The organism is Dactylosporangium sp. NBC_01737 (assembly GCF_035963215.1).
Lineage (GTDB): Bacteria > Actinomycetota > Actinomycetes > Mycobacteriales > Micromonosporaceae > Dactylosporangium.
This window is the reverse complement of record NZ_CP109153.1, coordinates 5910673-5935071: the sequence shown is the minus strand read 5'-3', so window position 1 is coordinate 5935071 and position 24399 is coordinate 5910673. Positions and strand designations below refer to the sequence as shown.

Here is a 24399-nt window from a genome sequence, read left to right as displayed (position 1 = left end):
AATTGGACGGTCGAGGTGAACCTATTAAATTAGGTTCCGGCGCCCACGACGCACGACGTGGCCGGGCGCACGGTCCGCTCCCCGCGGCCGCGTCAGTAGTCCGGCGGCCGGATGAGCTGGGCGTTGACCGCCACCGCCGGGTCGACGCCGAGGTTGGCCTGGGGCTGGGTGTCCTCCTGGTGGCGGCGGGCCAGGATCGCGGCGCCGGACCCGTCGCCCTCCTCGATGGCCTGGATCAGCTCGGCGTGGCTGTTGAGGCTGCGCCGGGTCGCGGCGCTGCCGGGGATGCCGCCCTCGATGACGGTGCGGGCGGCCCACTCCTCCTCGTGCGCGTACCACAGGCCTTCGAGCATGCCCGCGAGCAGTTCGAACGTCTGGTTGCCGCAGTTGCGCACGAGCGCCTCGTGGAACTCCTTCATGCAGGCCACGAACTTGGCGAAGTCGTCGATGTTCTCCTCGGTGCGGCGCTGGATCTCCCGCAGTGCGGGCACGACCGTCTCCAGGCGGTCCGGCCGGGTCGCGCACATCTCGGCGCACACCGGGTCGAGGCGTCGCACGGCCATGCCCAGGTCCTGGACGCTGACGTTGCGGGACTGCAGCACGAGGCCGAAGACGTAGCCGGCCCGTTCGAGCTGGGGCGGGTGCACCTCGGCGCCGCCCCGGTTGCCGCGGCGGATGGTGATGAGCCCCTCGGTCTCCAGCGTGCGCATGGCTTCGCGGACCGAGGGCATGCTGACCCGGAACTCCTCGAACAGGTCGTCCTGTTTCAGCAGCCCGTTCTCCGTGGTGAGGTCACCGCGCAGGATCCGGTCGCGCAACTCGTCGGCGAGGCGTTCGCCGACCCGGCGACGGGGCATCAGCGGGCTCTTCGCGCCACCTTCGCGCGGCTGAGCAGCCCGGCCTGGGGCTGGGTCCGCCATGATCTTCGCCTCTCTCATTTGTCCGCCTGGGACGGTCGTGCCAGGATCGCCCGGAACCGGGTCACATTGGCGAGCTTGATGGTCTCATATCCGCGGACCAGATCCGGTGCCTGCGCCACCACCAGGCAGCGCTCCTCGTCATCGGCGAGCAGCGCCGCCTCTACCGCGGTCGTGTACTCCGCCGGCAGCGACCGCTCGACCCGGCGTACCCCGGCAAGGCCGAAGGGGTCGAAGGCGGTGCCCCGCACCGGCCGCATCGCCCGCAGGACCGCGAAGGCGGGCTTGATCCAGGCGCCCAGGGCGAGCTTGCGACGCATGCCGAGCGCCCGCAGGAACGGCGGGTGGAGGTGGTAGCGCACCTTGGCCCGGGTGCCGCCGGCGGCCGCCTGGGCGCCGATGTCGAGCTTCAGGTGCAGCCGGGCGACCTCGTACTCGTCCTTGTACGCCAGCAGTTTGAACAGGTAGCGGGCGAACTGCACGGACACGGCGTCCGTGCCGAACCGTCCGGCCTCGGCGGCCACGACCCGGCCCACCGCGTCCACGTAGCGTGCGGCCAGCCGCTGGTCCTGGTAGTCGACGAGCTCGGCGGCCCGCAGCTCGGCGGTCTCCCGCACCGCGGCCGGCAGTCCGGCCGCGTCGAGCAGCCGCGCGTGCTCCCGCGCGGCGGGGGTCGGGTCCAGCCCGGCCGCGCCGAGCCGGCGCGGCGCGGCGGGCTCGTCGAGCGTGGCCGGCGTGATCACGTGGCGCCGGCCGGCCCGGAACGCCTCGATGTTGCTGTCGACCGCGACGCCGTTGAGCCGGATCGCCTCCTCGATCGAGGCGGCGGACAGCGGCACGGCGCCGGACTGGTAGGCGACCCCGAGCAGCAGGACGTTGGCCGTTGCCTCGTCGCCGAACAGGGTGCGGCTGAGCCGGGCGGCGTCCACCGCCGTGGTGCGGCCGATCGCGCCGCGGATGCGCTCCAGCAGCGCGTCGACCGGCGGGAGGCTGGTCGCGATGTCGGTCACCACGGCGGCGGTCGGCGTGACCGAGGCGGCGACGACCGCCGCCGTGCGGTCCGCGTCGGCGCGGGCGAGGTGGTGCGGGGCCGCCCCGCTGAGCAGGTCGAACACGAGGTAGAGGTCGGCCTGGCCGGCGCTCACCGCGGCGGTGCGGTCGGCGATCGGGGCGGCGCTGATCTGCAGGTGGGACGTGACGGCGCCGGCCTTCTGGCTCATGCCGGTCTGGTCGAGGCCGGCCGTGTGGAGCCCGTCGAGCAGGGCCGCCGTGGCCAGGATCTGGTTCACCGTGACCACGCCGGTGCCGCCGATGCCGACCAGGTAGACGCCGTAGGCCTTGTCGCCGACCGAGGCCTTGGCCGCCGGTTCGGGTGGCGCCGCTTCCGTGCGGCGTTGCCGGGGCCGGCGTGGGCCGGTGGCCGCCGCCGTCCGGACCGTGACGAAGGACGGGCAGTCGCCGTCCAGGCAGCTGAAGTCCGAGTTGCAGGACGTCTGGTGGATCTGGGTCTTGCGGCCCAGCTCGGTGTCGACCGGCTGGACCGACAGGCAGTTGCTCTTCACGCCACAGTCGCCGCAGCCCTCGCAGACGAGCTCGTTGATGACCACCCGGCGCTCGGGCGTGGGCAGCTTGCCGGAGCGGCGCAGCCGCCGGGCCTCGGCCGCGCAGACCTGGTCGTAGACGAGCACCGTGACGCCCTCGACCGCGCTGAGGCGCTCCTGCGCGGCCAGGATCTCATCGCGTGGCAGCACGGTGACGCCGTCGGCGAGGTCGCGCACCCCGCGGTACCGGCCGGTGTCCTCGGCACACACGATGATCTTCCGGACCCCCTCGGCGGCCAGCTCGCGGGTCAGGGCCGGCACGGACATGCCGCCGGCGATCTGCTGGCCGCCGGTCATCGCGACGTAGCCGTTGAACAGGATCTTGAAGGTGATGTTCACGTTCGCCGCCACGCAGGCGCGCACGGCGAGCAGCCCCGAGTGGGAGTACGTGCCGTCGCCGAGGTTCTGGAAGATGTGCCCGGTCCGGGAGAAGGGGGACATGCCGATCCAGGGCACGCCCTCGGCGCCCATCGGCACGACCGGCAGCTTCTCGTTGCCGGCGATCCGCGGGTCGAAGTAGGACATGCCGTGGCAGCCGACGCCGCCGCCCACGACGGCGCCTTCGGGCAGCACGGTGGACCGGTTGTGCGGGCATCCGCTGCAGTAGGCCGCGGTGCGGGCCAGCAGCGGCAGCAGGACCGGGCCGGTGGGCCGGGGGACGGCCCGGACCGGCTCGGGCAGGCCGAGCTCGCGGCGCAGGACGGGCTTGAGGTGATCGACGCCGAGTTCGCCGTAGGCGGGCACGAGCAGCCTGCCACCGCGGTCGCGCTTGCCCACGATGCTCGGCCGGTGCGGGGTCGGGTACAGCGCGCTGCGCAGCGCCGACTCGATGAAGTCGCGCTTCTCCTCGATGACGACGATGTGCTCGAGGCCGTCGGCGAACCGTTCCACGACGCCCGGGTCGAGCGGGTAGATCATGCCGAGCTTCAGCAGGCGGACGCCGTGCTCGTGCAGGCCGGCGTCGTCCAGGCCGAGGTCGGTCAGCGTCTGCCGGACGTCGTAGTAGGTCTTGCCGGCCGCGACGATGCCGATCCGGGCGCCGGTCAGGGCGCCCTCGATCACGTTGAGGCCGTTGGCGGCGGCGAAGGCGACGGCCGCGAGGTGGCGGCGCTCGAGCAGGTCCCGCTCCCGGTCGACGAGGATGGTGGGGACGAGGTTGATCCGCTGCCGGTGCTGCCAGGGCTCGCCGTCGATCTCCAGCACGGGATGGCGCAGCGACAGCCGGTCGGGGGCCAGGTTGACCGAGCCGACCGAGTCGGCCACGTTGGTCACCACCTTGAGCCCGACCCAGCATCCCGAGTAGCGCGACAGCTCCAGCCCGATCACCCCGAAGTCCAGCAGTTCCTGGACGGAGCCGGGCACGAGGACGGGCATCAGCGCGTCGTAGAAGGCGGTCTCGCTCTGGTTCGGCAGTGACGAGGACTTGGCCGCCGGGTCGTCGCCGGCCACCGCGAGGACGCCGCCGAGCGGGTTCACGCCGAACTGGTTGGCGTGCTTGAACGCGTCGCCGCAGCGGTCCACGCCGGGCGCCTTGCCGTACCAGAGCCCGAAGACGCCCTGCAGCCCGTCGCGGAACCCGCCGGGTGAGGGCTGCTGGGTGCCGAACACCACGGTGGCCGCGAGTTCCTCGTTGACGCCGGGCACGTGCCGGATGTCCTCGGCCGCGAGGGTGGCGGCCGCCCGGTGCAGGGTGAGGTCCAGGCCGCCCAGCGGTGATCCGGGGTAGCCGGAGGCGAGGCCGCCGGTGCGCAGTCCGGCTGCCCGGTCGATGCGGTGGCGGTCCAGCAGGATGCGCGTGATCGCCTGGGTGCCGGTGAGGACGACGGTGCCGTCATCGGCGTCGTAGCGGTCCGTCAGTTGGTAGCCGGCCGGCTGCCGGCCGGTCGGCGGCGCCGCACTCACCACGTCGGTCATGGATGTCTCGGGCCCTTCGTTACGAGGGAGGAACGGCGACATGTCAGGCGGATTCGCCGGCGGCCGAGGGCAACCGGGCCGCGCCGGACGGGTCGCGCGGATCCTTGTAGAGCAGGATGGTGCAGGTGCCGCCGTCGAGGCCGGGCGGGCAGAGGTTCACCGGCCAGGGCACGCCGAGGCGTTCGCGGGCCATTTCCACGTGCCAGATCGGCACGTGGGTGCGGTAGATGGTGGTCGGGCGGCCGCCCCAGGTCACCGGGTGCTCGTCGGTGACGACCGCGAGGCCGAGCCCGGCGGCGAACCGGCCGTCGATGACCTGGCGGGCGCAGGTGCCGCAGGGGTCCTGCACGATCGTGAACTTCTCGTCGTCCTCGCTGACGACGAGGTCGGTGAAGTGGCCCTGCAGCAGCCGGACCAGGTTGACCAGGCGCTCCCCGGCGGGGCGGTCGATGTCGTTCATGAGGCCGCGCAGGGCGTCCTCGCCGCGGCGGCGGTGGAACGCCTCCAGCTCGTCCGGGCCGTGGCCGGCGTGGATCTGCGAGAGCAGCGCGGACAGCCAGTCCCGCAGCACGTCGATGGCGCAGCGCCACTCGGCCTCGCGCCGGTCGAAGACCGCCAGTGCGCCGTCCGCGTCGCCGCGGGCGGCGGCCTCCGCGACCTCGGCGACCATCGAGGCGGGCGCCTCGTCCCGCACGGGATCGACGCCCGGATAGGCCGCGAAGAAGGCCAGGGTCCTGCCCACCAGGACGCGCAGGCCCTCGCGGCCGTGCCGCTCGACGGCGGTGTCGAGGATGGTGGTGACCCAGTCGAGGTAGCGCTCGCGCTGGCCGTGGTGCTCCCGTTCCAGCGCCGCCAGTTCGTCGCCCAGTCCGTCCACATCGGACGTTGCGAGCCGGCGGAGCAGACGCTCGCGGGGCGACGCCGACAGCTCCCGCAGTGCCTCGTCGGTGAACACCCGACCCTGTCGACCTGCCGTCATGTCTGCCCTCCCCGGCCACCCTTGACGCTAAGGCTATAACCTTATAACCTTCGGGCTGTGATGCACAACACACAGCTTTTGACCAGCGAAGATGAGGCCCCGGCAACGCTGCGGGTCACCATCGCCGCCGGCGTTGCGTGGGTCGAGCTCAACCGCCCCCAGGTGCTGAACGCCTTCAACGAGACGATGCTGCGCGAGCTGGCCGGCCTGTGGACACGCCTGCGCCTGGACGACGAGGTCCGGGTCGTGGTCGTCACCGGCGCCGGCGAGAAGGCGTTCTGCACCGGCTACGACCGCTCGGGCCTCGACGGCACCGAGGACACCCAGGACCCCCAGGACGCCGCCGACGTCGAGGCCGCCCTGCTGAAGGCGAGCAGCCCGTTCCTGCGCGCCGACGTCGGCGACTTCATCGGCCCCAAGTCGTGCGGCCTGTGGAAGCCGGTCATCGCCGCCGTCAACGGCATCGCCTGCGGCGGCGCGTTCTACCTGCTCGGCGAGGCCGACATCATCATCGCCGCCGACACCGCCACGTTCTTCGACCCGCACACCACGTTCGGCATGCCCGCCGTGTTCGAGCCCCTGCACCTGCTGCGCCGCATGCCACTGGGCGAGGTGCTGCGCCTGACCCTGCTCGGGTCGGCCGAGCGGATGTCCGCCCAGCGCGCCCTCGACATCGGCCTGGTCTCCGAGATCGTGCCGGGCGACCAGCTGCGGGCGGCGGCCGGGGTGCTCGCCGGGACCATCGCGGCCCTGCCGGCGCTCGCGGTCCAGGCGACGCTGCGGGCGATCTGGATCGGCTCGGAGATGGCACCGGCGCAGGCACTGGGCGTCGCGCACGCGCTGGTCGCCGCCGGCACCGACCCGGCCGCGCTGGCCGCCGGCCAGGACGCGTTCCGCACCGGCAACCGGCCCACGTGGCGGCTGCGATGATGGACTTCTCCCTGTCGACCGAGCAGCTCGACCTGCGGGCGGGCCTGACCACCCTGTTCGCCGACCACTCCACACCGGCCCGCGTCCGGGCGGCCGAGCCGCTCGGCTTCGACCCGGCGCTGTGGGCGGTGCTCGGCGAGTTCGGCTTCCCGCACCTGGCGAGCTCCCGCGACGGAACCCCGGCCGGGCTGGCCGAGCTGGTCATCGCCGCCCAGGCGGCCGGGGCCTGCCTCGCCTCGGCCCCGCTGGTGGAGACCCTGGTCGCGACCCGCCTGCTCGACCGCCTCGGAAGCACCGGACCCGGCACCGCCGGCCTGGTCACCTTCTCGCCGCGGCCGGCCGTCGCGGGCGTCGCCCGCACGGTGCCGTGGGCCGCGGTCGCCGAGCACGTCATCGCCTGGGACGAGGGCCGGATCGTCATGTCCGGACCCGGCCACGACGTCGACCGCCCGGAGCAGACCCTGGCCGGGCTCGCACTCGGCCACGTCGACCTCACCGGCGCGGCGGTCCTCGCGTCCGGACCGCAGGCGACCGCGCTGTTCGCCGAGGCCCTCACCGACTGGCGCATCCTCACCGCGGCGGGCCTCGCCGGCATCGGCGCGGCGGGTCTGCGCCTCGGCGTGCAGTACGCCAGGACCCGCCACCAGTTCGGCCAGCCGATCGGCGCCTTCCAGGCCCTGGCCCACCAGCTCGCCGACGCCGCGACCCTCGTGGACGGCGCCGAGCTGCTGGTGCTCGAGGCGGCATGGGCCGGCGACACCGGCAGCCCGCGGCGCCACGGCCTGGCCGCGATGGCCGCCACGTTCGCCGGCCGGGCCGCCCGTCAGGCCACCGACCGCAGCCTGCACGCCCACGGCGGCTACGGCTACACCCTGGAGTACAACATCCAGCTCTACTTCCGGCGGGCCAAGGCCCTGGGGCTCCTCCACGGTGACGGCGCCGCCGTCGACGTCGTCGTCGAGCTCGCACTGTCCGACACCGACGAGGGGCGGCGGTAATGGAGTTCGAGCCCTCCGAGGCGCAACGAAGGTTCCGGACCGAGATCCGGCAGTTCCTGGCCGAACTGCCGCCGGCGACCTCAGCCGCCGTGCACGACTCAGGCACCCTGCACAGCTGGAGCGTGCACCGCGCCATGGCCGAGCGCGGCTGGCTGAAGGCGGCCTGGCCGGTCGAGCAGGGCGGGCAGGGCCGGGACCCGTTCGAGATGGCCACGCTGAACGAGGAGTTCGCGCGCGCCGGAATCCCGATCGAGGGCTGGCTGATCGCCGAGCTGGTCGCCAAGACGCTGCAGATCGTCGGTACCGAGCAGCAGCGCAGCGAGGTCATCCCGGCCATCCTCAGCGGCGAGATCCTCCTGTGCCTGGGCTACTCGGAGCCGGACTCGGGCTCCGACGTCGCCGCGGCCCGCACCCGGGCGACCCGCGACGGCGACGGGTGGGTCATCGACGGCCAGAAGATGTTCACCACCATGGCCCACGAGTCCAGCTACGTCTTCCTGCTGGCCCGGACCAACCCGGAGGTGCCCAAGCACCGCGGGCTGACCATGTTCCTGGTGCCGATGGACGCCGAGGGCGTCGACGTGCGGCCGGTGCACACCCTCGGCGGCGAGCGCACCAACGCGACGTTCTACGAACGGGTCCGGGTCCCCGACAGCGCCCGCGTCGGCGAGGTCGACGGCGGCTGGGACGTCATGATGGTGGCCCTCGCCTTCGAACGGCAGCCGGCCGCGGCCGGGCACCTGCTGCACCTGCTCGACCGGGCGGTCGGCTGGGCCCGCACACCCACCGCCGACGGGGCCACGCCCATCGACCGCCCCGAGGTGCGCGCCTGCCTGGCCCGGGCGTACACCGACCTCGAGGTGAGCCGCCTCATGGGGTACCGGATGACCTGGCTGACCGCCCGGGACGTCCTGCCCCACACGGAGGGGTCGCTGGCCAAGCTGTTCAGCTCCGAGGCGCTCATGCGGGCGGCAGCGTCCCTGGTGGACGTCGTCGGCGCGGACGGGCTCCTCGCCGGGCACGGCACCGGGGCGCCGGCCGACGGCTGGATCGAGCACGAGTTCCGGCACTCCGTCGTGACCACCATCTACGCCGGCACCAGCGAGATCCAGCGCGGCATCATCGCCGAGCGGCATCTCGGCCTGCCCAGGGCCAGGACACAGGCTCAGGCACAGCGGGCCGGCGCATGAGCACCGCCGACGAGTTGTCCCGGCAGGTGCGCTACACCGTCGCGGACGGCGTGGCCCGCATCGTGTTCGACCGCCCCGAGAAGCTCAACGCGCTCGGCCCGCCGCAACGCGAGCGGCTGATCGGGCTGCTGGCCGAGGCGGGCGCGGCGGTCCAGGTGCGGGTGGTCGTGCTCGCGGCCGAAGGCCGGGCCTTCTGCGCCGGCGGCGACCTCAGCCTCCCCGGCGCGAGCCGGACGTGCCGGGCCGGCCGGACCGGGTCGTGGGCGAGACCGGGCCCGCGGTGCGCAGCGCACAGGCCCTCATCGCGGCCGTGCTCGACTGCCCCAAGCCGGTCATCGCCGCCGTCAACGGGGCGGCCGCCGGCATGGGCGCCCAGCTCGCCCTCGCGGCCGACTTCGTGATCGCCTCGACCAGGGCCCGGTTCGCGGAGCTGTTCATCACCCGCGGCATCGTGCCCGACGCCGGCGCGGCATATCTGCTGCCCCGCATCCTCGGGCTGCACCACGCGAAGCGGCTGCTGCTGCTCGGCGGCGACCTGAGCGTCGCGGACGCCGAACGCCTCGGCATCGTGCACCAAGTGGTCGAGCCCGACGAACTGCCGGCCGCCACCGACGCGCTGGCCGCCCGGCTCGCGGCCGGGCCGACCGTCGCGATCGGGCTGGCCAAGCGCCTGCTGAACCAGTCGCTGGACTCGGATCGGGTCGCGGCGTTCGACCGGGAGGAGATGGCCGTGGCCATGAACGTGTGGACCGAGGACAGCGCCGAGGGCCTGCGCAGCTTCGCCGAGAAACGCGACCCGAGCTTCCGGGGGTGGTGAGACGATGCCCAGACCCGCCGACATCGGCGTCATCGACCTGATGATGGGGATCCCGAAGGGACCCGACGACGACAGCTGGCGCCGGTTCCTCGGCACCCAGCTGCGCGACCGCGAAAGCCGGGAGACCTACCGGTTCCCGGCGCAGTACATGTACAAGAGCCTGCCCGACCAGCGCTTCAGCGCGGACGGCGCCGACGCCGTGCTGCTGGAGATGGACCGCTGGGGCGTCGAACGCGGCATGATCACGGTGAGCTTCGACGACGAGCTCGCAGTCGCCGCGCTGAAGGCCCACCCCGAGCGGTTCCTCGGGGCGTTCCCGGTCGATCCCAACGCCGGGATGGAGGGCGTGCGGGCGCTGCGCCGGGCCGTCGAGGAACTGGGCGTGGTCGCGGCCAGCGCGATGCCGAGCGGCCTGAACCCGCCGGTGCCCATCAACGACAAGCGGTTCTACCCGCTGTACGCGGCCTGCATCGACCTGGACATCCCGATCTTCGTCTGCGCCGGCGTGCCCGGGCCCCGCATCCCGTTCGCGGCCCAGGACGTCGCGCTCATCGACGAGGTCTGCTGGTACTTCCCGGAGCTGCGCTTCGTCACCCGCCACGGCTGCGAACCCTGGGTCGACCTGGCCGTGAAGCTGCTGCTGAAGTGGCCGAACCTCTACTACTCCACGAGCGCCTTCGCCCCGCGGTACTACCCGAAACAGATCCTCGACTTCGCCAACACCCGCGGCGCGGACAAGGTGCTCTACGCCGGGTACTTCCCGATGGGCCTGTCGCTGGAGCGCATCTTCACCGAGCTCGACGACCTGCCGCTGCATGAGCACGTCTGGGAGAAGTTCCTGCGCACCAACGCCCTGCACGTGCTCGGCCTCGGCAAGGCCGACGCATGACCGGCCAGCGGAGCGGCTCGGGCCGGTCATCAGCAGCGCAGTCGTTGGTCATGCGCCCGGAACGAAGTGAGGACGCATGACCGGCCAGCGGAGCGGCTCGGGCCGGTCATCAGCAGCGCAGTCGTGGGTCATGCGCCCGGAACGAAGTGAGGACGCATGACCGGCCAGCGGAGCGGCTCGGGCCGGTCATCAGCAGCGCAGTCGTGGGTCATGCGCCCGGAACGAAGTGAGGACGCATGACCCGCCGCGCGATCGTCGTGGGCACCGGCTTCGGACTGCGGGTGCACGTGCCGGCACTGCGGGCGGCCGGGTTCCAGGTGGCCGCCCTGGTCGGCCAGGACGCCGAGCGCACGACCCGGCGCGCGCAGCGGGTCGGCGTACCGGCCGGGTTCGACTCGCTCGCGGCCGCCCTGCACGCCACCGACGCCGAGGTCGTCACGATCGCCACTCCCCCGGACACCCACGCCGAACTGGCCGGGCTGGCCATCGCGGCCGGCCGGCACGTCATCTGCGAGAAACCCCTCGCACTGTCGGTCGAGCAGGCCGAGGCGGTGACGAAGGCGGCCGACGCCGCCGGCGTCATCGCGCTGGTGGGCACCGAGTTCCGCTGGGACCCCACCGTCGAGGCGGTCCGCGACGCGATCGCCGCCGGCCGCGTGGGCCGCCCGCACACGGCCACGATCGTGCGCTCCTACCCGATGCTGGCCGCCGCCGACGCCAGCGCGCCCGGCTGGTGGTTCGATCCGGCCCGCGGCGGCGGCTGGCTGCGGGCCAACGGCACCCATCTGCTGGACCAGGTGCAGCTGTGGCTCGGCCCGATCGTCGAGGTGTCCGCCACGCTGGGCCAGGCGGTGCCCCGGCCGGGCGGCGGCGCCGACGACGGCTACGGCGTGCTGTTGCGCACCGCGTCCGGCGCCGTCGGGGTGATCCAGGAGTGCGCGGCGGCCTGGGGCGAGCCGGTCGAGGTGACCAGAGTGGCCGGCACCGCCGGCACGGTGTCCATCGTGGACGGCCGGACCCGCCTGCAGACCGCCGACGGGTCACACGACCTGACCCCGGACCCGTCCGTGCCGCCGCCGGCGCCGGCCCCGCAGGACCCCCGGCCGTGGACCGCGGCCGAGATCGCGTCCTACACCGGCCTCGCCCGCTGGCTGCACCAACGCCTCGACGGCCGGACGCCACCCCACTTTCCCCGCCCGGCGACCTTCGCCGACGGCCTGGCCGTGCTGCGGGTGGTCGAGGCGATCCAGGCCTCCGCCGAGCAGCGCCGCGCCATCCAGCTCGGAGGAGACGCATGAGCCGACGACTCGACAACGCGGTGGTCCGCCCCGCCGACACCGCGGTCGTGACGATGGAACTGCAGCGGGGCATCGTCGGCACCGAGAGCCTCGTGCCGGAGCTGGGCGAGCAGCTGCGCGGCGGCGGTGGCGTGGACAACGTGCGCCGCCTGCTGCTCGCGGCCCGCCCGGCCGGCGTCGCGGTCGTGCACGCCACCGTGGCCCGCCGCACCGGCGGACGGCCGCCCCGGACCAACGCACCGATCCTCGAACGGGCCGCGAGCATGCCCGGGCACCTGCTCACCGGGTCCGTGTCGGCGCAGGTGCTGCCGGAGCTGGGGCCGGAGCCCGGCGACGTGACCGTCGAGCGGCTGCACGGCGTGACCCCGTTCACCGGCACCGAGCTCGACGCGACCCTGCGCGGCCTCGGGACACGCACGATCGTCCTGGTCGGCGTGTCGGTGAACATGGGCATCCTCGGCGCCTCGATGGAGGCGGTCGGGCTGGGCTACCGCGTGGTGGTGCCGGTCGACGCGGTGGCCGGCGTGCCGGCCGACTACGCGGCCCAGGTGATCCGGTACAGCCTGCGCCACCTCGCCACACTGTCCACAGTGGACGAGATTCTCGCCTCCTGGGCGGAGCCGGCATGAGCACCGACGGCAGGGTCGCCGCGATCGCGGGCGTCGGGCCCGGGCTGGGCCGCGAGCTCGCCCTGACCTTCGCCGGGGCCGGGACCGACGTGGCCCTGCTGGCCCGCCGCAGCGACCATGTGGACGAGGTCGGGCGTGAGGTCCGCGCGGCCGGCCGGGCCGCGCTGTGCCTGCCGACCGACCTGACCGACCGGGACCGCTGCGCCGAAGCCGCACGGCTGATCGGCGAACGGTACGGCACGGTCGACGTCCTGGTCCACAACGCGTTCTCCCGGCCGCCGCTCGGACCGCTGGACGAACGCTCGGCCACCGACTGGCACGCCGCCGTCGACGGCAACATCCTGTCGGCGACGAACCTGCTGTACGAACTGCTGCCACTCATGCAGGGACGGACGGCGTCGGTCGTCCTGGTCAGCTCCATCTCGGCCCGCCAGCCCTACCCGGGGTCCGGTATCTACGCGGTCGTGAAGTCGGCGATGCTCACCCTCGTCCAGGTCCTGGCCCGCGAACTCGGCCCGCACGCGGTCCGGGTCAACGCCGTGGTGCCCGGCTACATCGAGTCGGACAACCTCGAGGCGTTCTTCGCCGATGCCGGCACCCGCCGCGGCACGAGCGCCGCGCAGGCCCGGCAGAGCGCCGAGGCGACGACCTGCCTGGGCCGGTTCGTGACGGCCCGCGAGGTGGCCGACGTGGTCGCCTTCTTCGGCTCGCCCGCATCCGCCGGCGTCACCGGCCAGACCCTCGACGTCAACGCCGGCCAGTGGTTCGGCTGACGCGCCCGCCCGTGCGCACACCCCCGAGAACACCTGGAGCACAGTGGACACACAGACACGGCACGCGACCGCGGCACCCCCGCCGACCGCACCGTCCGGCGCCAAACTGCTCGCAGCAGGCGTGGAGCGGCAGTTCATCTCCGGCAAGCACCGCGTCCACGCCCTCGGCCCGCTCGACCTGCGCGTGGCCGACGGCGAGTTCGTCTGCCTGGTCGGCCCGTCCGGCTGCGGCAAGTCGACGTTCCTGCGCATCGTCAACGGGCTGCTGCCACCGACCGCCGGCACACTGGACCTCTGGCTCGACGAGGGCCGGGCGGCGACGTCGATGGTCTTCCAGGACTACGGCGTGCTGCCCTGGAAGACCGTCCTGGCCAACGTGCGGTTCGGCCTGGAGATGGCCAGGGTCCCCCGGCGGGAGGCCAACGAGCGGGCGATGGAATGGATCCGCCGGATCGGGCTGAGCGGCTTCGAGAAGGCGTACCCGGCGACCCTGTCCGGCGGCATGCGCCAGCGGGTGTCGATCGCGCGGGCGCTGGCCGTACAACCCCAGATCCTGCTCATGGACGAGCCGTTCGCTGCCGTCGACGCGCAGATGCGGGTCGTGCTGCAGGAGGTGCTCCTCAAGGTCTGGGAGGAGGACCGGCGCACCGTTATCTTCGTGACCCACAGCCTTGAGGAGGCGCTGGTCCTCGGCGACCGCGTGGTCGTCGTGTCGGCCCGGCCCGGCCGGGTGGTCAGCGACATCACCGTCCCGTTCGGGCGTCCCCGCTCCAGCGACGTGCGCCGCACGCCCGAGTTCGCGGCGCTGCAGCAGAACGTCTGGGACGTGCTGCGCGACGAGGTCCAGGCCTCGCTCACGGCGGGAGAGGAGTAGTCATGGCCGAGATCACCAAGCCGGCCCCGGCGGTACGGACGCCGACACAGACGAGCGGGCGGATGGTGCGCCGCGAGGCGTCGGCCACCCCGGAGAAGGCCGCGGTCCGGCGGCGCCGGCGCCGGCTCATCGAGATCCTGCTGGGCTTCGGCGCCCCGGTGCTGCTGTTCGTGGTGTGGCAGGTCGCTGCGACGAGCGGCGCGCTGAACCCGCTGTTCTTCCCCCCGCCGACCGACGTCTGGCGGGCCGCGCTCGAGCTCATCGAGAGCGGCGAGCTGTTCGACCACCTCTGGGCCAGCCTGACCCGGGTGCTCATCGGCTGCGCCATGGGTGTCGTGTCGGGCGTCGCGGCCGGCATCGCGCTCGGCGCCTCCCGCTGGGTCCGGGCCACGCTCGAACCGCTGCTCTCGGCGCTCTACACGGTGCCGAAGCTGGCCATCTTCCCGTTGCTGCTGCTCATCTTCGGCCTCACCGACACGGCGCTGAACGTGGCCATCGGCATGACCGTCTTCTTCTTCATGTGGGTCAGCACGATGGCCGCGTTCCTGGCCGTCAGCCCCGGGCACCGCGAGGTGGCGCAGAGCTTCCACGCCGGCTCCTGGCTGACCTTCCGCCATGTGCTGTTCCCCGCCGCCCTGCCGCAGATGTTCATCGGTCTGCGGATGTCGGTCAGTGTCGCCGTGCTCATGATGGTCGGCGTCGAGTTCACCCAGGCGAACAAGGGCATCGGCTATCTCATCTGGTACTCCTGGACGCTCTTCCAAGCGCCCCGGATGTACGTCGGCATCGTGGCGGTCGCCCTCATGGGACTGCTGCTGAGCAACCTCGTCAAGTGGGTGTCGCTGCTCGTGCTGCCGTGGGCACGCGTCGAGATCGAAGGCGGCGACCGCAACCTCCTGTAAGTCTTCCCCCTGCTGTGAAAGGACGTCGCAATGCGCCGATTAGCCGCCATGTTCGTCGCCGCCGTGCTCGTTGTCCCGCTGCTGTCCGCCTGCGGCGACGACAGCGCCGCACCGGCCTCGACCCCGACCGGGACCTCAGCCGCCAACGCGCCCAGCCCCGGCCCGACCGGGCCGAACACCCCGGCGCCCAAGCCGCTCGCGGCCGAGACCACCGTCAACGCCTCGCTGCCCTTCCGCAACATCGAGGCGTACGCGCCGTTGCTGCTCGCCGAGCACTTCGGCGAGTTCAAGAAGGAAAACATCAAAATCAACATCCAGCTGGTCCAGACGAACAACCTCGTCGTGCTGATGCAGAAGGGTGACATCGACTTCGCGCCCGCCGCGCCGTCGGCCGGCCTGTTCAACGCCATTGCGGGCGGTGCCGACATCAAGGGCATCGGCGGCGGCGTCGGCTGGAGTCCCGCCAACCACCAGGGCTACTACGTGCGCAAGAGCCTGCTCAAGGCCGACGGCACCTTCACCGCCTGCGACCTGAAGGGCAAGAAGGTCTCGACCGGCTCCGCCACCGGCCTGGGCTCCCCGGCCGTGGTCGAGCTGGCCGCCTACCTCAAGACCTGCAACCTCACCGTCAAGGACGTCACCATCGTCCCGCTGGGCGGCGCCGACCTGCTGGCCGGCCTCGACTCCGGCTCCGTCGACGCCGGCAACCTCAGCGACCCGGTCTGGAGCACCGCCGAGAAGACCGGTCACAAGCTCATCATCCCGTTCACCGCCTCCATCACCAGCTACTGGATGGGCAAGATCCGCACCGAGAAGCCGGAGGTCGCCGCGGCCATCGTGCGCGCGCTCGTGCGCACCAGCCGCACCTACCTGCAGGGCGACTACCGCAGCAACCCGGAGGTGAAGGCGGGGCTCATCAAGGCGATGGGAGCGACCGAGGCGCAGGTGACCGGGGCGTCCAGCCTCGTCTTCGACCCGGACTTCAAGTTCCCCATCACCAACATCGCGCCCATCGAGGCGGCCTGGGCCGAGATCGGCGGCATCGTCAACTTCCCCAAGCCCCTGGCCGACAGCCAGATCTACGATGACACGCCGCGCCAGACGGCGCTGGCCGCGTAGCCGATGCGCAAGTTCCTCGCCGTCGGCCACCACGGTCCGGTCGATCCGCAGCTGGGGCTGCGGATCGCCGACGCGGCCGTCGACTGGATCTCGGCCCGGCTGGCCGACGGCACCTTCGACTGCCTGTACTCGATGTCCGGCGGCGGGCGGCTGATCATCGCCAACGTGGCCAGTGAGGAGGCGCTGCTGGCGATGCTGCGGGCGGCTCCGGACGCGCCACGCGAGTGGACGTTCACCGAGCTGTTCGACGGTATCGACGTCATCCGCAGGTATGTCGAGTCGCAGCGGTCCGGCAACGCGTGAGGCACCTGCCGGGCGGGCCGTCCAGCCCGCCCGGCAGGCCATCGGAGAGGTACTGATGAGCGACATGTGGGCGGCCCAGCTCGTGGCCCCATCGACGTTTGCCGACGTCCGCGTCCCGGCACCGTCCGCGTCGGCCCTCGCCCCCGGCGAGGTGCTGCTGCGGGTGCGGGCCGGCGCGATCTGCGGCAGTGACATGCCACTGTTCAAGGGCGCCATCCAGCGCCAGGGCGGGCTCGGCAACCACCCGGACGGGGCACCGCCGGGGCCGGGCTGCCCGATGCACGAGGTGGTCGGCGACGTGCTCGCCTCCCGCCACCCCGGCTTCCAGGCCGGCACCACCGCGGTCGGCTGGGCCCTGGGCCAGGACGCGATCGCGGAGCTGGTGGTCACCGAAGGGGACTCGCTGGTGCCGGACGACGGCTCGCTGGCGGCGGCCGACGCCGTCGTCGCGCAGCCGCTGGCCTGTGTCATCTACGCCGTCGAGCGGATGGGCGACGTGACCGGGCAGCGGGTCGCCGTCCTGGGCCAGGGGCCGATCGGGATGCTGTTCAGCCATGTCCTGAAGACGATGGGCGCCGGCCACGTCGTCGGCGTCGACCGCGTCGACCGATCGACCGAGGCGCCGGCGTTCGGCGTCGACGAGTTCGTCTGGGCCTCGTGCGACCGGTGGGTGGAGTCGCTCGCCGCGGCCGACCGGCCGCAGGTCGTGGTCGAGTCCATCGGGCACCAGGTCGGCACCCTCGCCTGCGCCGTCGACGCGGTCGCGGGCGGCGGCCTGGTCTACTACTTCGGGGTGCCCGACGACCTGGTCTACCCGGTGCCGATGCACACCTTCTTCCGCAAGGACCTGACCCTGCGGGCCGGCACCACCAAGGACCGCCAGCGGGTGCTCCGGCTCGCCCAGCAGTATCTGCGGGAACATCCGTCGATCCTGGACGCCTACGTCACCGACCGGCTGCCGATGACCCGCGCGCAGGACGCCTACGCGCGGGCCGCCGCTCCCCGCGCCGGTCAGCTCAAGGTCGTCCTCGAAGCGTGAGGGCGGACCGCGTCCCGGGCGTCAGACCGGACCGCGTCCCGGGCGTCGAGCAGGGGCTGCAGGAAGCCCGGCAGCTCCTGCGGCGCCCGGACGAAGGCGAGCGGGTGCACGATGACGCAGTCGGCGCCGGCGTCCCACAGCGCCTGCGCCTCCTGCACGACGGGCATCGCGCCGACCTCCCCGGCCGACTTCCCGTGCGGTACCAGCGTCGTGGCCGCGGTGACGGTGACCTCCGCCGGGTCCCGGCCGACCCGCCCGCACTCCGCGCGGATGCCGGCGATCGCCGCCCGGACGTCCTCGATCGGCATCGGGGCCGCCCACCAGCCCACGCCGTGGCGCACGATGCGCTCGATCGCCCGCGGGGTGGGGTTGAAGCCGAACGACAACCGCAGGTCCGCGCCCTGCACCGGCACCGGCATGCTGTGCAGGTCGGTGAAGTCCACCCGGTGCCCCGCATGGGCCGCGGGCCCGCCGGCCCACAGCGCACGGCAGACGGCGACCTGCTCCTCGAGGTAGCCGAAGCGACGCTCGAACGGCCGCTCGGTGACCCGGTACTCCTCCTCCTGCCAGCCCGCCCCGAGCCCCACGTCCAGCCGCCCGCCGCAGATGACGTCGAGCGTCGCGAGCTGCTTGGCCAGCAGCACGGCGGGGCGGATCGGTGCGATGAGCACGTTGGTGCCGAGCCGGGCGCGTTCGGTGACGGCGGCGACCGCCGCCAGCGCGGTCAGCGGCTCGAACCAGTTGGTCGGGATGGGGTACGGGAAGCCGAGGGTCACCCGGTCGCGGTGGGCCTGTTCGCTGATCGTCACGTGGTCCGGGAGCACCAGCAGGTCCACGCCCATCCGGTCGGCCAGCGTCGCCGCCTCGAGGATGCCGGCGAACCGGCCGCCGTACAGCTCCTCCACGGCCATCAGGTTGAAGCCCAACCGAGCCATCGCGTCTCCATTTCCTCCATGAGCACCACCGGAACCGTTGGCAGGCAACGGATTCCCGAACCAAGCAAGTGCTTGGTAGCCTACCGGTGCGGACCCGGAAAGCACCAGGCCACGCGGTCCGCACCGGACAGTTACGGAGGCTTTTGATGACGAGCGACGATGCTGACCGGGCCGCCATCCGGGATCTGGTCTGCCGGTACTGCCGGGGCGTCGACCGGCTGGACATGGACCTGGTCCGATCCTGCTACCACGACGGCGCGATCGACCATCACACCGGCTTCGACGGACCCGTCGAGGAGTACATCGCCTGGGTGGAGCCGAAACTGCGCGGTTTCGACGGCACGATGCACCTGGTCGCCAACCACCTCGTCGAGTTCGCGAGGCCCCGCGCCCTGTCCGAGACCTACGGCATGGCCGTGCACTGGGGCACGCCGTCCGACAGCCCTCAGCTGAACTTCACCAGCGGCTTCCGCTACGTCGACCTCGTCGAGCAGCGCGACGGCGAATGGCGCATCCTGGAGCGCTACGCGTCACGGGAGTGGACGCGCTCGGAGGCCAACCTGTTCGTCCCCCGCGAGGGCCCCGGCCCGGCCGGCCGGCGGGACCGGGAGGACTACGTCTACCGGTTGCTCACACCGTAGGAGCCGCCCTGTCCGCCGCGACGCGGAGCGCCGCGCACGGCCTGCGGGCGCACGACCGAAGGCCGTCCCCGGGGCTGCGGGGACGGCCTCCAACTCTCTCTCGTCGGACGGGTCAGCCGCGCAGGGCCGCCATGCCGGCGGCGCTGATCCTGGCGAAGCGCAGCGACTGACCGGGGTCACCGTTGCCGCCGGGGGCGTTGTCCTGCTCGTAGTTCGAGTTGTGGAACCCCTTGGCGCCGATGTTGCCGTAGAACCCCTCGTAGTTGATGTCGCTGCGGGGGTCGCCGAACGGGATCCACGAGTAGCCGTCACCCACGCCGGGCGGCTGGCCGGTGGCGTCGCCGTCCTTGGCGTGGAACAGCGGGTACCGCTTGGTCTGCCTGGCGACCTGGGCGGTCGGGTCGAAGATGTCCTCGACGCGCTTGCCTTCCCAGTCGTAGCGCCAGCGGTGCTGGTGCTGCGCGACGTGGGCCCAGTAGACGTCCATCTCGATGACGACGAGGTCGGCACTGGTGACATCGAGGTAGTGCTGCATGAGCCGCTTGCCCGACTCGCCGCGGACCTGGGTCGGCGCGATCGGCGCGCCGGTGATCCGGTCCTGGGTGACGGTGACCAGCGGCCCGTCCTGGAGGAAGTTGTACGCCGGCGAGTGGTTGTGGGTGTACATGTGGATGCCCCACTGCCCCACGCTGATCTCGTTGAGCGCCGACCACTTCTCGCCCGCGATGGTCCACGGCTCGATGTTGCGGTTGTTGGCGCTCGTCGGGTCGTTGCCGGTGCCCATGTACGGCATGCCGAGGATCGCCGCGAACTCCAGCTCGGCCTGCAGCCGGTTATAGTCCTGGGTGGTCATCGCGCCGCCAGCGCTGCCCGGGCCGTTCCAGGTGTTCGGGACGAACCCGTGGTTGCCGATCGCCTGCAGGCCGAAGGCGTCGAGGAAGCCGCGCAGGGTGCGGGCATAGGCCAGGTAGGCCGCCCGCGCCTCCGGGGTGGTCGTGCCGCCCGGGGCCGGGTTCGGCGCGGCGCCGCCCGGGTTCGAGGCGTGCTGGCCGTAGCCGGCGAACTCGATCTGTTTGAAGCCGGCGTTGGCCAGGAACTCGAACAGCTCCAGCCAGCCGCCCGGCAGCGGCACCAGCGGCCCGAGGTCGGTCGGGTCCTTGGGGAAGTTGGGACCGCCCAGGTAGCCCATGGTCGGCGCCACGCCCAGCGCGGCGCTCGCGGCGATGCCGATCCGGGTCGGGACGTCACGCTGGCTGTACGTGATGGTGCCGAGCTTGCCGTCGGGGATGAGCCGGCCGTTGGCCGCGCTCGCCGCCGAGGCGGAGAAGACGGAGGCCGGGCCGAGCGGGGTGAACGCGGCGGCCGCCGTGAGACCGGCACCGGCCAATACCCGGCGGCGGCTGATCTTTCCGGACATGTGTTGCTCCTTCTGCTGGTAGTGCGTGTGGTTCAGACCGGGGCGGGGTGTGGGCACTGCGGGGTGTCACACCCCGCCCCGGCGGATGGCGCTAGGGCGCGCTCACGCCCTGACCGCCGAACTCCACCCAGTTGAGGTTGAAGTAGTTGTTCGTCGGCCCGCCCGCGACGGGACGGAACACCAGGTAGATCCGGTGTGCCCCACCGGGGTCAGTGATCGGGAAGGTCTGGCTGGCGTACGTGGTCGCGTTCGCGGTGGGCGCGATCGTGACCGTGGTCAGGACCGGCCCGTCGACCGCGTCCAGGCGGACCTCGACGGATCCGGTACCGGCCGCGCCGCTGCCACCCGACGTGCGGAACGTCAGCGAGTTGATGTTCTCGAGGTCGACCGTGCCGTTGAGGGCGATCCAGTCACCGTTGCCGAGGCTGCCGCGTTGCAGCCCGCCGCCGGTGTCGGCGGTGGCCGCCGTGTTCGTGCCGGACTGGTCGACGGCGAACTCGAGCTCCTGCTTCTTCTGCCGGATGGTCGTCTGGTTGACGGTGGTCAGCGCCGGGATGCCGCCGGCGCCGCCCCGGTCCGTGTACGAGGCACTGATCACGCCGAACACGTTGCCGCCGTGCGAGGCGTCCTCGTCGGACGTGGGCAGCGTCCCGGAGCAGCCGGTCGCGGTCGACTCGGCGTGGCCGTGGCTGTCGTGCCCGAGCACGAACGTCACCTCGACCCGGGAGCAGTCGATCGCACCGTCCTGCGGGTCGGTGACCGTGACGTTGAACGGGATCGAGTCGCCGAAGGCGAACAGACCACCCTCGATCGGCACGGTGACCTTGACCGTCGGCGAGGTGTTGCCGACGGTGATCGTCGTGTTGGCCGAGGCGGTCTTGCCGCTGGAGTCCGTGACGGTCAGCCGGGCCGTGTACACCCCATTGGTGGTGTACGTGAACGTCGGGTCCGGGTCGACCGAGTCGGTCGTGCCGTTGCCGTCGAAGTCCCAGGCGAACCTGATGGAGTCGCCCGGGTCCGCGTCCTTCGAGCCTTCGCTGGAGAACGCGACGGTCAGCGGCCCAACGCCGTCGGTCGGGGTGGCCGACAGCTTCGCGACCGGCGCCCGGGTGCCCTTGACATAGCTGAACTTCACCAGCGCTGCGTCGGGGTTGATGTTGAAGAAGCCGTCACCGTAGGTCAGCAGGTAGAAGCTGCCGTCCTTGCCCCACATCATGTCCATGGGGTTGTCGCACAGGAACGGCCGGGCGGGCGTGGCCGGCCCCGCGCCACAGCTGAGCAGGTCGTTGATCTTGAAGACCTGCCCGGACGAGTCCAGCCGGATCTCCCGCAGGTAGTCGCGGGTGAACTCGCCGAAGAAGATGGACTGGTCGTAGTACGCCGGGAACTTCGTCGGGTTGGGGTTGTTCGGGTCGTAGTCGTACTTGGCCGCGCCGTGCGGCCCGACGCCGCCGGTGCCGAGCTCCGGGAACAGCTGCGGGCACTTGCCGGCCGGGGTCTGCATGTAGTACGCCGCGCAGGGCGTGCCGAGCGGGTTGGCCGCGTTGTTGTCCTGGAACGAGTACCACATGTCCGGCTGCGCGATCGCCGGCGCGTACGTCAGGCCGGTGTTCCACCGCGACGTGTTGGCCGGGCCGTGGTCCGGGTTGTTGCATTCGAACGCCTGCGGCGGGCTGTCCAGCGGCGTCGAGGTGTTGAAGTTCCACCGGTAGTACGGCAGGGTCGGCGAGTAGCACAGCGGCCAGCCGTAGTTGGCCGGGCGCCGCACGATCTCCATCCGGCCGGTGCCCGCGGGCCCGCGGTTCACCTGCGGCGTCGACGAGTCGGGCGAGTAGTCGGTGACGTAGGCGACGCCGGCCTTGTCCACGGTGATGCGGAACGGGTTGCGGAAGCCCATGGCGTAGATCTCGGGCCGGGTCTTGCCACCGCCCTCCTCGTTGCCGGTGAACAGGTTGCCGGCCGGGATGGTGTACGAGCCGTCACCCTGGACCTTGATGCGCAGGACCTTGCCGCGCAGGTCGTTGGTGTTCATCGCCGAGCGCCGGGCGTCGACGAACGGGGCGTTGTACTGCCCGGTCGTGGTGAGCATGTCGTTGAACGGCGCGAAGCCACCGGAGTTGCCGCCACCCGCCGGGGTGTCGTCGCCGGTCACCATCCACAGGTTGTTGTCCTTGTCGAAGGTGATGTCGCCGGCCACGTGGCAGCAGGCACCGCGGTTGACCGGCACCTTCATGATCTTCTGCTCGGTCGCGACGTCGAGGGTCGGGGTGGGACCGTCGACGAACTTGAACCGCGACAGCTGGAAGTAGCCCTTCCACGGATCCCAGACGCTGGGGTCGGCGCCGGTCGTCGGGGCGTTCGCGGTCGGCGTCGTCTGCGGGTACGGCGCTTCCATGGTCAGCGGCGAGTAGTACAGGTAGACCCAGCGGTTGTTGGCGAAGTCGTTGTCGATCGCCGGGCCGTACATGCCGTCCTCGCTGGCCATGTACACGGGGATCTGCGCCAGCAGGTGGGTGGTGTTGTTCGCCGGGTCGTGCAGGCGGACGCCGCCACGGCGGTCGGTCTGCACGACGCGGCCGTCGGGCAGCACATCGAAGCCGATCGGCTCGCTGACGTTCGGCGGCGCGGCGACGTAGTCCATCTGGTAGTTCGCCAGCACGGTCGCACCGCAGTCGCCGTCGGTCATACCGGCCGCCCACTGGACCGCACCGCCGAGGTGCGTCCGCAGGTCGGCCGTGGCGAAGCTCGCCGGCGTGTCGCCGAGCCCGGTGTAGAACGAGCGGCCGCCCTGGTAGTCCTTGCACCAGGTGATCGGGTGGTCGGAGCCCATCGTGCCGCCGCTGTAGGTGTTCTCGTCGACGGTCGCCAACACGTGCGAGACGCCCCGCACGTTGGACGTGAAGTTGTACCACTGATCGGTGCGGTTCCAGTATTCGGGCAGATTCCCCGATGCCGGGTGCACGCGGTCCGCCACCTTGATCGTGGCCTTGGTGACGCTCGACGCACCGGACGCCCTGGTGCCGAGGACATCGGTGAGGAACGGCCAGTCCGGCTCGGTCTCGATCGCCGAGTGGATGCCGACGAAGCCGCCGCCGTCACGGTAGTACGACTCGAACGCGGCCTGCTGTGTCGCGTCGAGCACGTCGCCGTACGTGTTGAGGAAGACGACCACCCGGAACTGCTTGAGATGGGGCTCGTCGAACTTCCCGGCGTCGTCGGTCTCCTCGACGGTGAACCGGAGCTGCTTGCCCAGTTCCTTGAGCGCGTTGACGCCGGCCGAGGTCGACGCGTGTTTCGTGCCGACCGCCTTGGTGAACGCCAGAACCTTGTACTGGATGCCGTTACTGGCCGGCTGGGGCGCGGCGACCGCCGGGGCGGACGCCGACACCGTCCCGACCAACACAGTTGCAACGAGCGCGAGCAGGCTGCCGTACGCGGTGACGCGACGGCTCTGAGCTCTGATCATGGGACCTCCTCCGCAGGGGTGCAGGACGAACGGACCGTCGAGGGCCGCGGCGCTGCGCCGCGAGCGGACGACGTCCGGTCGTGTTACGGGGTGTGGTGCTGCGGCACGCCCGGAGGGAGGCGTACGGGGGGGTGCGTCGAACCGCGAGGGCATCGCCGAGCTGCGCGTCAGTGCTCGCCGGGATCCCGCTCAGCGGGGCGAGCGACTGGCTCGGTCAACCTGTAGCCGACACCGTATAACTCGAATCCGTCAAACGAAAGAGTTAACGAAGTGAAAGTTCGGTTGGATCTGGTCCAACTTTTAATCGTACTAACAAAAGCTCATCACGCATCGGCAGAGCCCCCAAGGCCCTCTCGGCGGCCATGAGAATGCTCCCGTTCGAAGGAGCGGAAGAGGAGCGATTTGCGTTACACACCGCACCGGACTGCCTCGAAGATGACATTGGACCTGGCGAAATGCCACCTGGCGTTCGCGATGGGCCCGCATGCACCACGGCGGGTGCCGGCGCGTTGATGGCCTCCCACGCGGACGACAGGAGGGTCTTTTGCTGAGTTGAATGAAAGTTGAATCATATGCCGTCGAAGCCCTGGACATTCCAAGCAGAAGGCTTCTACTGTGTCGGCCACGGGGCAGCACCGTTTCGACCATGTGAACGAGCCAGGGGGTGGACTGCTTGTCCTTCAGCTCTGACACCCACCGCACAGCACACGGCAGTGTGCTCGATCCGTGCGTACGGCCCGCCGCGGCGGACCCGAGCATCGTGACCGC

General features: G+C 71.8%; 20 protein-coding genes and 1 pseudogene. 15 read left to right on the top strand and 6 right to left on the bottom strand.

Annotation, left to right across the window (positions count from 1 at the left end; translation table 11 throughout):
• Positions 1-92: 92 nt before the first annotated feature.
• The 3 genes from OHA72_RS26585 to OHA72_RS26575 form a co-directional block, all read right to left on the bottom strand.
• A complete protein-coding gene (locus OHA72_RS26585) occupies positions 93-857 on the bottom strand; it encodes a FadR/GntR family transcriptional regulator (RefSeq protein ID WP_327010513.1) in 765 nt (254 codons plus the stop codon).
• A 77-nt stretch (positions 858-934) separates the two neighbouring features.
• On the bottom strand, positions 935-4432 hold the full coding sequence (locus tag OHA72_RS26580; protein WP_327010512.1) for an indolepyruvate ferredoxin oxidoreductase family protein: 3498 nt from the start codon (positions 4430-4432) through the stop codon (positions 935-937).
• Between the two features lie 43 nt (positions 4433-4475).
• Positions 4476-5411: a hypothetical protein gene (locus tag OHA72_RS26575; protein WP_327010511.1), complete on the bottom strand. Its 936-nt coding sequence runs from the start codon at positions 5409-5411 to the stop codon at positions 4476-4478.
• 60 nt (positions 5412-5471) lie between these two features.
• Here OHA72_RS26575 and OHA72_RS26570 point away from each other — a divergent pair, with 60 nt between their 5' ends.
• The 14 genes and pseudogenes from OHA72_RS26570 (at position 5472) to OHA72_RS26510 (ending at position 17172) form a co-directional block, all read left to right on the top strand.
• A complete protein-coding gene (locus OHA72_RS26570; RefSeq protein ID WP_327011670.1) occupies positions 5472-6341 on the top strand; it encodes an enoyl-CoA hydratase/isomerase family protein in 870 nt (289 codons plus the stop codon).
• The gene (locus tag OHA72_RS26565; RefSeq protein ID WP_327010510.1) at positions 6338-7339 is read left to right on the top strand and encodes an acyl-CoA dehydrogenase family protein; all 1002 of its coding nucleotides are present in this window, start codon (positions 6338-6340) and stop codon (positions 7337-7339) included. The genes OHA72_RS26570 and OHA72_RS26565 overlap by 4 nt, the downstream gene beginning before the upstream one ends.
• Complete coding sequence (locus OHA72_RS26560) at positions 7339-8529, top strand: acyl-CoA dehydrogenase family protein (RefSeq protein ID WP_327010509.1); 1191 nt, start codon at positions 7339-7341, stop codon at positions 8527-8529. The genes OHA72_RS26565 and OHA72_RS26560 overlap by 1 nt, the downstream gene beginning before the upstream one ends.
• Positions 8526-8684: pseudogene (locus OHA72_RS64870) on the top strand (hypothetical protein); the annotation flags it as partial. The gene OHA72_RS26560 and the pseudogene OHA72_RS64870, both read left to right, overlap by 4 nt.
• Positions 8685-8788: 104 nt before the next feature.
• Complete coding sequence (locus OHA72_RS26555) at positions 8789-9346, top strand: enoyl-CoA hydratase/isomerase family protein (protein WP_327010508.1); 558 nt, start codon at positions 8789-8791, stop codon at positions 9344-9346.
• A gap of 4 nt (positions 9347-9350) precedes the next feature.
• Positions 9351-10235, top strand: coding sequence for an amidohydrolase family protein (locus OHA72_RS26550; protein ID WP_327010507.1), 885 nt, complete (start codon positions 9351-9353; stop codon positions 10233-10235).
• A gap of 236 nt (positions 10236-10471) precedes the next feature.
• Positions 10472-11533 (top strand): Gfo/Idh/MocA family protein, encoded by a 1062-nt coding sequence (locus tag OHA72_RS26545; protein WP_327010506.1) that lies wholly within the window; start codon positions 10472-10474, stop codon positions 11531-11533.
• Positions 11530-12162, top strand: a complete 633-nt coding sequence (locus OHA72_RS26540; RefSeq protein ID WP_327010505.1) for a cysteine hydrolase family protein — start codon at positions 11530-11532, stop codon at positions 12160-12162. Before OHA72_RS26545 ends, OHA72_RS26540 begins: the two co-directional genes overlap by 4 nt.
• Positions 12159-12935, top strand: coding sequence for an SDR family oxidoreductase (locus tag OHA72_RS26535; protein WP_327010504.1), 777 nt, complete (start codon positions 12159-12161; stop codon positions 12933-12935). Before OHA72_RS26540 ends, OHA72_RS26535 begins: the two co-directional genes overlap by 4 nt.
• A 43-nt stretch (positions 12936-12978) precedes the next feature.
• Positions 12979-13809: an ABC transporter ATP-binding protein gene (locus OHA72_RS26530; protein ID WP_327010503.1), complete on the top strand. Its 831-nt coding sequence runs from the start codon at positions 12979-12981 to the stop codon at positions 13807-13809.
• A 2-nt stretch (positions 13810-13811) separates the two neighbouring features.
• Positions 13812-14711 (top strand): ABC transporter permease, encoded by a 900-nt coding sequence (locus OHA72_RS26525; protein ID WP_327010502.1) that lies wholly within the window; start codon positions 13812-13814, stop codon positions 14709-14711.
• Between the two features lie 30 nt (positions 14712-14741).
• On the top strand, positions 14742-15830 hold the full coding sequence (locus OHA72_RS26520; RefSeq protein WP_327010501.1) for an ABC transporter substrate-binding protein: 1089 nt from the start codon (positions 14742-14744) through the stop codon (positions 15828-15830).
• A 3-nt stretch (positions 15831-15833) separates the two neighbouring features.
• On the top strand, positions 15834-16133 hold the full coding sequence (locus tag OHA72_RS26515; protein ID WP_327010500.1) for a hypothetical protein: 300 nt from the start codon (positions 15834-15836) through the stop codon (positions 16131-16133).
• A 55-nt stretch (positions 16134-16188) separates the two neighbouring features.
• Entirely contained in the window at positions 16189-17172 is a 984-nt protein-coding gene (locus tag OHA72_RS26510) for a zinc-binding dehydrogenase (RefSeq protein WP_327010499.1), read from the top strand.
• On the opposite strand, the gene OHA72_RS26505 is transcribed toward OHA72_RS26510, so the two are convergent.
• On the bottom strand, positions 17145-18107 hold the full coding sequence (locus OHA72_RS26505) for a TIGR03619 family F420-dependent LLM class oxidoreductase (protein ID WP_327010498.1): 963 nt from the start codon (positions 18105-18107) through the stop codon (positions 17145-17147). The two genes, OHA72_RS26510 and OHA72_RS26505, sit on opposite strands and share 28 nt — an antisense overlap.
• Positions 18108-18253: 146 nt before the next feature.
• Between OHA72_RS26505 and OHA72_RS26500 the strand changes: the two genes are divergently transcribed.
• Positions 18254-18748 (top strand): nuclear transport factor 2 family protein, encoded by a 495-nt coding sequence (locus tag OHA72_RS26500; protein WP_327010497.1) that lies wholly within the window; start codon positions 18254-18256, stop codon positions 18746-18748.
• Positions 18749-18860: 112 nt separating this feature from the next.
• On the opposite strand, the gene OHA72_RS26495 is transcribed toward OHA72_RS26500, so the two are convergent.
• Together OHA72_RS26495 and OHA72_RS26490 are read right to left on the bottom strand one after the other, a co-directional pair.
• Positions 18861-20165 (bottom strand): IolE/MocC family protein, encoded by a 1305-nt coding sequence (locus OHA72_RS26495; RefSeq protein ID WP_327010496.1) that lies wholly within the window; start codon positions 20163-20165, stop codon positions 18861-18863.
• A 91-nt stretch (positions 20166-20256) separates the two neighbouring features.
• Positions 20257-23631 carry a ThuA domain-containing protein gene (locus tag OHA72_RS26490; RefSeq protein ID WP_327010495.1) on the bottom strand — a complete coding sequence of 1125 codons (3375 nt, stop codon included), beginning with the start codon at positions 23629-23631 and terminating at the stop codon, positions 20257-20259.
• Between the last annotated feature and the right edge of the window lie 768 nt (positions 23632-24399).